Raw genomic sequence first — 8,171 nt, forward strand, 5'->3', positions numbered from 1 at the left:
CTCCCTTCCGCCCGCGGCCTCGCCGCTTCCGCATCCAACAGCCGCCGCCAGCGCTGCAGACTGCCCACCGAGATCCCGTGCCGGGCACAGTACACTTCCTGGGTCAGACCGCTACGCTCCCAGCCCGACACCAACTCCTGCCACTCGCTCCGACTGCGCTGGCGCCATCCCATGATGCCGCTCCTCTCCCACTGGGTTCGGCACCATCATCCGGCCAGCGCCGCCAGGGAGGAAGAATGTATTTCGCTGGACGCTTACGTACACGGCGGTGAGACACCCCACCACATTGCCAAAGAGCAGATCATCGTAGGCAATCTCGCGCGGGCAGGGCACCGCCTGCCTGCGGCCGGTTTGCACATCCCACCGCTCGTAGGAAGAAAAAACCAGCGCCGGTGCCTCGTCTTCGAATACCGCCTTCTGGCGCTCAAGCTTGGCCGGATACCAGATATCGTCGCTATCCAGAAAGGCCACAAACCGGCCACGCGAAGCAGCGATCGCATCATTGCGCGCCTTCGCCGGCCCCCCATTCACGTTCCTGCGCAGTACACGGATGCGGGAATCCTCGCTTGCCAGTGCCTCCACAAGCGCGCCCGTACCATCGCTCGACGCGTCATCGGCTACGAGAAGCTCCCAGTCCGGGAATGTTTGTGCGCGAACGGATTCCACCGCATCCCGCAGATGGGCCTCCGCGTTATGCGCCGGCATGACCACGCTGAACACAGGCGCGCGCACTGTAGTCTCCACCTCCCTGTCAACATCCTCGCTCCAACCCCCAGCAGGACTCAGCTTATGGTTCAACATGCCAACTCCCGCCCCCTGGGTTCACCCCGGGAGGTCATGACAGACTCCGCTACTGGAAACCGCCGGTGAAGAACCGCCAGCCGTCGTACTGAATCGCCTCCACCCCGGCGTCAAAGTCGCGGGCTTGCCGGATCCAGGTTGTCGCGAAGCGGCGCACGCAAAACCTGGGGTCCTCGCAGCTGACACTCCTGGAACGGGAGCCGGTTGGCCCTACTTGCGGCGCGACCGCAACCGGTGCCAGCGAAACGGCAGGAGCATAAGGCGGTCCACACGCGAATCCCGCGTGTCGCGCAGATATTCGAGGCCCGTCACCAGCCGGTCGTGCTCGCCATAAGGCAGATCGGTCGCCGAACCGAACAGGTAATCGAACCAGGGTGTGACCGTGCCGTAGTTTGAATCCGTGTGGCGTCGGTCCGCGGCATGGTGCAGCCGATGAAAATCCGGCGTCACCACCAGCCACCGCAGGACCCGGTCCAGGCCCCGCGGCAGGCGCAGGTTGCTGTGGCTGACCAGTATCACCGTGACGCGAACGACAAAATAGCCCAGCAGCACCAGCGGCTCTGGCCCCAGCAGCGTCACGACCGGGATCAGCACCGCCATCACCAGCAGCAACTCCAGGCTGTGATGCCGATGCGAGGTCGTCACGTCCACCTGCGTATCCAGATGATGGACCGCATGCAGCCGCCACAACCAGGGAACCTGATGGAAGGCCCGGTGCAGGGCGTACACCAGAAACTCCACCACCAGGAACACCACCACGAATGCCACCAACGGCGGCATGCCCGACAGCGGTGCCGGGCCCGTGGACACCCAGTGCGTCACCAACTCCGACGACGTCAGCAGATAGACCAGCCACAGGACCAGGAAGAAATTGAAGACCGCCAGCGCCCAGTTATTCAGCCATCGGGCGACCGGCACGGTCTCGGCAAGCGTCCGCACGCGCGGGACAACCGACTCCGCCATCATCAGCAGGACCATCCCGCCGAAGGTCAGCACCAGCTCCACCAACACGCGCTGCTGCAGCAGCAGCGCCACCGTATCGGCACCTGCCTGAGGCTCGTTGCTCACGTCACACCCCCCGACCGTTGCCTGGCCATACTCAGGTCCTGCAACGCCTGACCGGCGTCACTCAAAAATTCCGGCGCCTCGGTACCCACCGAAGCCACACAGCTCACATCACGCCCAACTGCGGCCCGGGAACGCCGAGACCAAAAAAGTCCCGGGAAAGACCTCCCCCGGGACCTCAACGAGCATCGTCCACCTTGACCGCTTTTAAAGCCGAGAAGGCCGAGGGGAATCGTCAACGCCCCCATCACCGCAGAACAGGCTGGCCAGACATTTTTCCCCGGATTCCAGAATCTTCCCGTCTTCACAAGGCGCAGGATGGTCCGGCTGCAAATCTACCAGGTCACACGACATTTCGTCAAGATCCAGTTCGGCCCTTACTGGAACCTGCAAGTCGTTTTCGTACTGGAACAGACTGCCATCGCCATCGACTATCGCACCAAGCAAAAAGCTGTAACTGCCCTCCGGGGAGTCCAGAACCGCCTCGGATACCCGGTTCTCATCGATCTTAAAGCTCGGCTTCGGCTCCGGATTCGTGAGGGAATGGGCGTCGGAGATCAGCTTCCCGCCACCCCCGCCGGTAACCAGCGCACCTCCGAGCAATCCCGCGACCAGCATCGGGCTGGCATGCCCGCCAGAGCGACGGTGCAGAACACGCAGCGCCACGAAGGCCAGCAGGACCGACAGGATCACCAGCATCGCGCCACCCAGCGAGGGAACGGCCTGAGCCCCGCTCCCCGGCATCTCCGTGAAGGTGATAGTCCCTACACTGCCACCAGCCAGCGCCTGAGTCGGCAACACCAGGCCCCAGACCACCAACGACACCCCAAACAAGTTGCGACTGCGCATACCCCTCCCTCCCGTACAGATCAATCCACCACACATTGGCATCACCGGCACCGCCGGCTTTCCCGAACCCTAACCTAACTCGAATTATGGATACAAATGCGGGCGAACCTGGCGGTTACCACCGGGTAGCTCGCCATGTGAAGCCAGCACGACAAACGGGGGCAGGTCCAGGAGTGAGTAGCCCCCTTCCCCCCTCAGTGTGCCGACTGAGCTGGTCTAATTTCCGTGGACACCTCGTTAGGTGGGACGATAACCCCCTGTTACGAGGAGAACAGCCATGGCACGCAAACGCCGGAGCTTTTCAGGCGAATACAAGGAGCGCATCGCCCGCATGGTGGTCGATGACGGTCTGACGGTGCCGGCCGTCTGCCAGGATCAGGATCTTGGCGAGACGGCCGTGCCCCGCTGGGTGGATCAACTGGGACCGCCGTGGGTCGGCACCGGGTGCGCACGCTGATGCGCGAGCGCGGCCTGCGGCCCGTCTGGCGGCGGCGCTTCGTGAATACCACGCAACGCGACGACCGGGCCCCGGTCGCCGAAAACCATCTCAACCGCGAGTTCACCCCGGCCGGACCGAACCAGGCGTGGGCGTCCGACATCACCTATATCCCAACCGCCACCGGCTGGAGCTACCTGGCGGTCATCCTCGACCTGTACTCGCGCAAGGTCATCGGCTGGGCCCTTGACCGGCAAATGCCGGCGAGCCTGACCTGCGAGGCCCTGCGCATGGCGCTGGAGCAACGCCAGCCGGCGCCGGGACCTGCTGCACTCCGACCAGGGGTGCCAATACACCAGCGCCGCCTGGCAGCAGCGTTACGCGAACCATAGCGAAGCGCGACGGGATATTGCCGACTACATCGTTCGGTTCTATAACTCCGTCCGCATCCACTCGACCCTGGGCTATCTGCCTCCCAGCGGCTACGAGCAATCAACGGCAGTCAACCCACCCAACGCGGTGTCCGAAATTACTTGACCACCACACCGCGAATGGATCGGGCGGTCGAGGTACGGACACTCGTGGCCAGGGCCAACCGAGGATGGAGCCATTCCGATGGCCAGATGAGTAGCAGTTTACGTGGCCATCAACCCCCCCCTGTACAGTACGTACAGGTACATGATCAGGAGGCCTCACATGCAAAAGATCGGATCCGAAGCCGCCCGGCGCCAATTGCCGAATCTGCTGGACCGGGCACACAGTGGCGAGCCCGCCATTATCATGAAGCGTGGCAAGCCCTACGCCATCCTCGCAGGCCCGGACCAGTGCAAAATCCCGTCAAGTCAGGCCGGCCTCCTCGCTTTGCGCGGATCCGGCGCAGGGCTCTGGGGAACAGAACCCGCGAAGACCGTGGCCGCCCTGCGGGAAGAGTGGGACTGATGGTGGAGGTCTCCAGGCTTCCCGAGGGCTCCTGGATCACCGTCGATACCGCCCCCATCATTTACCTGATGGAGGATCACCCCACTCTCCTTGAGCCTTACCTCCCGGTTTTCGAGCGAATCGAGGCAGGAACCCTCCATGGGGTCGTATCAACCGTAACACTGGCGGAGTTTCTGGCCGGCCCCCTGCGCAACAACGACGAAATCCTTGCAGACCGCTACTACCAGACCCTGGCAAACAGCAACAACTGGCACATTCAGGAACTTGACGCCCCTTTATCCTTCACGGCCGCCCGCATCCGCACCCGGTACGAGTTCAAGCTACCGGACGCCATTCAGATCGCCACCGCCATCCACAGCAATTCATCAGCGCTCATCACCCATGACCGGGACTTTACCAGGGTCACGGAGATCCCCATCCTGAGCAGTGCTACCTATTAACCGCCAGCCGCGCCATCACGGCCCGCCCCACAAACCCCGAAGCCCCCGTCACCAGCACGCGCCGCATCCAGACCTCCGTGGGAGACCAGCCCCCTGGCCGATCACCCACGCCAGCCAAGCCCCCTCGGCCATAGGCCTGGACGCCCACACCCCATGCTACCCCCTGTGGGAGCGGGCTCGCCCGCGAAGCACTCGCCCCGTCATCCCTCACCACCCGTCATGCCTCAGCACCCGTCATTGCGAGGGCCCGAAGGGCCCGTGGCAATCTCGACCCCCGCCTCCCTCTACCGGCTGCAACCACCCCAACCGCCGGGCAACACGGGGAAACCGGTTCCGAACCAGGGCCCGCCCCGTCTGATGCCCCAGCAGGTACGCCGACCGCACCTGAGCTGGTCTAATTAATGGAGTAGCGCCCGCTGCGAGCCTTCGGTCGCGCAAAAATCGGCAACCTTTTCCCAGCCCAGCACCCGCACATCCTTCCGCTGGTGCTCGCCCTCGCCCCCGTAAATCAGCGTCGGCGAACGGGCCATGTCACCGGCCAGCGCAGTCCAGCGATCCAGCCCGGTGAAGAAATCCCGGTTCAACGTCTGGCCGGACTTGATCTCCACCGGCATCAGGCCACCCGACCACTCGATCAGCAGGTCGACCTCATTGCCATTACTGTCTCGCCAGAAGTGGCAGAGCGGCGGCTCGCCGCGATTCAGAAAGGCCTTGCGCAGCTCCGAAATCACGTACGTCTCGAACAGCTGCCCGCGTAGCGGATGCACCACCAGCTGTTCCGGCGTCTGCACCCCCAGCAGCCAGCACATTAGCCCGGTGTCGTGGAAATACAGCTTCGGCGACTTGATCAGCCGCTTGTTGAAATTTGCATGGTGCGGTCGCAGGAGAAACAGCACATAGCTGGCCTCCAGCACCGAGATCCACGCCTTGGCCGTGTTGTGGGTAATACCGCAATCGGCCGCAAGCGATGACAGATTCAACACCTGACCACTGCGCCCGGCACATAGCCGCACAAAGCGCTGAAAGGCGTCCAGATCCTGCACCTGGAGCAATTGCCGCACATCCCGCTCCACGTACGCCGTCACATACGCCGGAAACCAGTGCCGTGGAGACACCGGCCGGTCATACAATGCCGGGTAACCACCGGTAAACATCATCGCATCCAGAGCCGTTGGTGCCTGCCCGACCTCCATCAACTCCGCATGGCTCAACGGCAACAACTCCACAAACGCTGAACGCCCGGCCAGCGACTGCGAAATCCCCGACATCAACCCGAACTGCTGCGACCCCGTGAGCAGAAACCGACCCATGCGACCATCGCCGTCCACATGGGTCTGCAGATAGGAGAACAACTCCGGTGCCCTCTGCACCTCGTCCAAAACCGCCCCATCGGGGCATTGCGACAGAAACCCGCGCGGATCATCCAGCGCCAGCGCCCGCACATCCGGATCTTCCAGGGAACGATACGGGCGATCCGCCATCACCGTGCGTGCCAGCGTTGTCTTGCCGGACTGGCGCGGTCCCGTGACCGTGACGATAGGAAAGCCGCTCAACAGCTCCCGGACCAGTGTTTCGGCAGTGCGCAGTATCATGCGCGCACCCTACCGCCATTTATGCATATTGTAAATCTAGATACCACTTTACATAGAAAAACGACCGCGAACGGGGACAGATGCATGTTTCGGAATAAGCGGCTCCTTCCCCCTCAGTGTGCCGCCACCCAGTTTTCCGCCTGCAATCCCGGCACGCGATCGAACTCCCGCCCATTGTTGGTGACGAGGACGGCGTTGGTGGCGCGGGCATGCGCCGCAATAAGGAGATCGTTGGAGCCGATTGGCGTGCCAGCGCGTTCGAGTTCCGCGCGGATGTCGGCATAATGCTCGGTGGCTTCTTCCGGCCAGTCGCAGACCTTCGTGAACACCAGAAAGCGTTCCAGTGCGGCCTCGCTGCGTTCGCGGTAATGCGAGCGCCGCACCCCGTACCGCAGTTCGGCCACCACCACGGCGGACAGCCCCACATCGCCCACCGGAACATGACGCAGCCGCTCATGCACCTCGGGTGGGCGGCGCTTCATGATGTAGATGCAGATGTTCGTGTCCAGCATGTAGCGCACGGCTCACAATGCCTCGCGGTCCTGCGCCACGTGATCCTCGATCGAATCGGGGAAGTCTTCGGGAAGGGTCTCGCCGGGACCCCGAAAATAATCATCCCAGGACCGGGGCTTGGCGCGCAGGATCAAGGCATCGCCACTCTTTTCGATCACCACCTCGTCGGCATCAAAGGTAAAACCCTTCGGCAGCCGAACGGCCTGGCTGCGACCATTCCGGAACAGGCTCGCGATGCGTCGTTTCATGGCTTGGCCCACCTCGAAAAGGATATGCCATAAGCATATACGCGCGGGGAACAGGAGACAAACTGGAGGTGGGCAAATTGGGGACAGATTTATTTTCCCGTTCAGCTACATCAGGGTGGAATCCGCTCAACACGAAGGCCAGGGATCTTCTCGAAGTCGCCATCCCCCGTCACGAAGGCCCCTTTCGGATGGACCGTGAGCAGGCTCGCCGCCTGGATGGCATCGGGCGTGCGCAGCCCGTGATGGGCGCGCAGTTCCGTCGCCCTGTCCAGAACGGCCGTCTCCAGCGCGACGACCGACAGACCTGGATCCTCGAAAAACGCATCCAGCCGTTCCAGCGCTCGAGCATTCGAGTCCCGTAGCGGCCGCACCCGGCATTCCAGGCGACTCAAGGCGGAGACCACCAGAACAGGCGGTTCGCCCGCCTTACGTTCCACATCCCGAAGGACCTGCCGAACGGCCTCCCGCGTGGGCGCGTCGCCTTCCAGAAGGTAGATGACGGCACTGGCGTCGAGAAACGCCAGCATCAATCATTCCAGCCTTCGCGCTCCCCTTGGAGTTCACGGTCCAGTTCCGAGCGACTTCGCGGCGTAGAGGGAGCCGAATCTTCTTCCAGCAGCCGGTTCCATAGCCGCGTGCGGGCCTCCACACCGGCCGTCAACTGCTGGAAAGATTCCTCGCTCAAGATCACGTAGCGTGGTCGATTACGCTGGATGACGTGCACCGGCCCTTTCTTCAACGCCTGATCGACTGCACTGATGCCACGTCGCTTGATTTCCTGCGCCGAGATAACAGTTTCCATCAGCCGCTCCAGTACGGATTTCAGTACCTAGAATAGCACTGGATACAGCAGAAACCGGGGACACATTTATTTTCTCACCCCCCCGGCGTGATGACGGGCGGCCGGGACGGCGGCGCTCGACGCGTACACCGATGATCTCCTCCACCTCGTCCACGAAGCGCGGGTTGCCCGGACGCTTACCAACGTACCGGAGCGGCCCTCCAGCCGATTCGTAAGCGTCCAGCGAAATACATTCTTCCTCCCTGGCGGCGCTGGCCGGATGATGGTGCCGAACCCAGTGGGAGAGGAGCGGCATCATGGGATGGCGCCAGCGCAGTCGGAGCGAGTGGCAGGAGTTGGTGTCGGGCTGGGAGCGTAGCGGTCTGACCCAGGAAGTGTACTGTGCCCGGCACGGGATCTCGGTTGGCAGTCTGCAGCGCTGGCGGCGGCTGTTGGATGCGGAAGCGGCGAGGCCGCGGGCGGAAGGGAGCGCCGCGACCGAGTTCG

11 protein-coding genes and 4 pseudogenes are annotated in these 8,171 nt (G+C 63.1%); 5 read left to right on the forward strand and 10 right to left on the reverse strand.

Annotated features, from left to right (window positions below; genetic code table 11):
* Window positions 1-111: 111 nt before the first annotated feature.
* From F620_RS14610 to F620_RS0113870, 3 genes are all read right to left on the reverse strand, one after another.
* Entirely contained in the window at window positions 112-801 is a 690-nt protein-coding gene (locus tag F620_RS14610) for a glycosyltransferase family 2 protein (RefSeq protein WP_019571048.1), read from the reverse strand.
* Window positions 802-1,011: 210 nt separating this feature from the next.
* Window positions 1,012-1,869 carry a sterol desaturase family protein gene (locus tag F620_RS14615; RefSeq protein WP_019571050.1) on the reverse strand — a complete coding sequence of 286 codons (858 nt, stop codon included), beginning with the start codon at window positions 1,867-1,869 and terminating at the stop codon, window positions 1,012-1,014.
* A 204-nt stretch (window positions 1,870-2,073) separates the two neighbouring features.
* Entirely contained in the window at window positions 2,074-2,715 is a 642-nt protein-coding gene (locus F620_RS0113870) for a hypothetical protein (protein ID WP_019571051.1), read from the reverse strand.
* Between the two features lie 331 nt (window positions 2,716-3,046).
* Between F620_RS0113870 and F620_RS15580 the strand changes: the two genes are divergently transcribed.
* The 4 genes and pseudogenes from F620_RS15580 to F620_RS0113890 all read left to right on the forward strand — a co-directional run bounded on the left by F620_RS15580 (window position 3,047) and on the right by F620_RS0113890 (window position 4,530).
* Complete coding sequence (locus F620_RS15580) at window positions 3,047-3,172, forward strand: hypothetical protein (RefSeq protein ID WP_231373923.1); 126 nt, start codon at window positions 3,047-3,049, stop codon at window positions 3,170-3,172.
* A pseudogene (locus tag F620_RS15305) lies at window positions 3,136-3,688 on the forward strand (IS3 family transposase); the annotation flags it as partial. The gene F620_RS15580 and the pseudogene F620_RS15305, both read left to right, overlap by 37 nt.
* Before the next feature lie 159 nt (window positions 3,689-3,847).
* Entirely contained in the window at window positions 3,848-4,090 is a 243-nt protein-coding gene (locus F620_RS0113885) for a type II toxin-antitoxin system Phd/YefM family antitoxin (RefSeq protein WP_026331505.1), read from the forward strand.
* Window positions 4,090-4,530, forward strand: coding sequence for a PIN domain-containing protein (locus F620_RS0113890; protein WP_019571053.1), 441 nt, complete (start codon window positions 4,090-4,092; stop codon window positions 4,528-4,530). Before F620_RS0113885 ends, F620_RS0113890 begins: the two co-directional genes overlap by 1 nt.
* 234 nt (window positions 4,531-4,764) lie before the next feature.
* Here the strand turns inward: F620_RS0113890 and F620_RS15585 are convergent.
* From F620_RS15585 to F620_RS15590, 7 genes and pseudogenes are all read right to left on the reverse strand, one after another.
* Window positions 4,765-4,914: pseudogene (locus F620_RS15585) on the reverse strand (glycosyltransferase family 2 protein); the annotation flags it as partial.
* A gap of 14 nt (window positions 4,915-4,928) precedes the next feature.
* On the reverse strand, window positions 4,929-6,122 hold the full coding sequence (locus F620_RS0113895; protein WP_019571054.1) for an ATP-binding protein: 1,194 nt from the start codon (window positions 6,120-6,122) through the stop codon (window positions 4,929-4,931).
* Between the two features lie 113 nt (window positions 6,123-6,235).
* Window positions 6,236-6,643, reverse strand: coding sequence for a type II toxin-antitoxin system VapC family toxin (locus F620_RS0113900; protein ID WP_019571055.1), 408 nt, complete (start codon window positions 6,641-6,643; stop codon window positions 6,236-6,238).
* A gap of 3 nt (window positions 6,644-6,646) precedes the next feature.
* A complete protein-coding gene (locus F620_RS0113905; RefSeq protein WP_018145920.1) occupies window positions 6,647-6,883 on the reverse strand; it encodes an antitoxin in 237 nt (78 codons plus the stop codon).
* A 110-nt stretch (window positions 6,884-6,993) separates the two neighbouring features.
* Window positions 6,994-7,410 (reverse strand): PIN domain-containing protein, encoded by a 417-nt coding sequence (locus tag F620_RS0113910; RefSeq protein WP_019571056.1) that lies wholly within the window; start codon window positions 7,408-7,410, stop codon window positions 6,994-6,996.
* A complete protein-coding gene (locus F620_RS0113915; protein ID WP_019571057.1) occupies window positions 7,410-7,685 on the reverse strand; it encodes a type II toxin-antitoxin system Phd/YefM family antitoxin in 276 nt (91 codons plus the stop codon). Before F620_RS0113915 ends, F620_RS0113910 begins: the two co-directional genes overlap by 1 nt.
* Before the next feature lie 82 nt (window positions 7,686-7,767).
* Window positions 7,768-7,866 (reverse strand): annotated as a pseudogene (locus F620_RS15590) (transposase); the annotation flags it as partial.
* A gap of 115 nt (window positions 7,867-7,981) precedes the next feature.
* On the opposite strand from F620_RS15590, the pseudogene F620_RS15595 reads away from it, so the two are divergent.
* Window positions 7,982-8,171 (forward strand): annotated as a pseudogene (locus F620_RS15595) (hypothetical protein); the annotation flags it as partial.

The organism is Thioalkalivibrio sp. ALE11, assembly GCF_000381205.1.
In the GTDB taxonomy this organism is placed as follows: domain Bacteria; phylum Pseudomonadota; class Gammaproteobacteria; order Ectothiorhodospirales; family Ectothiorhodospiraceae; genus Thioalkalivibrio.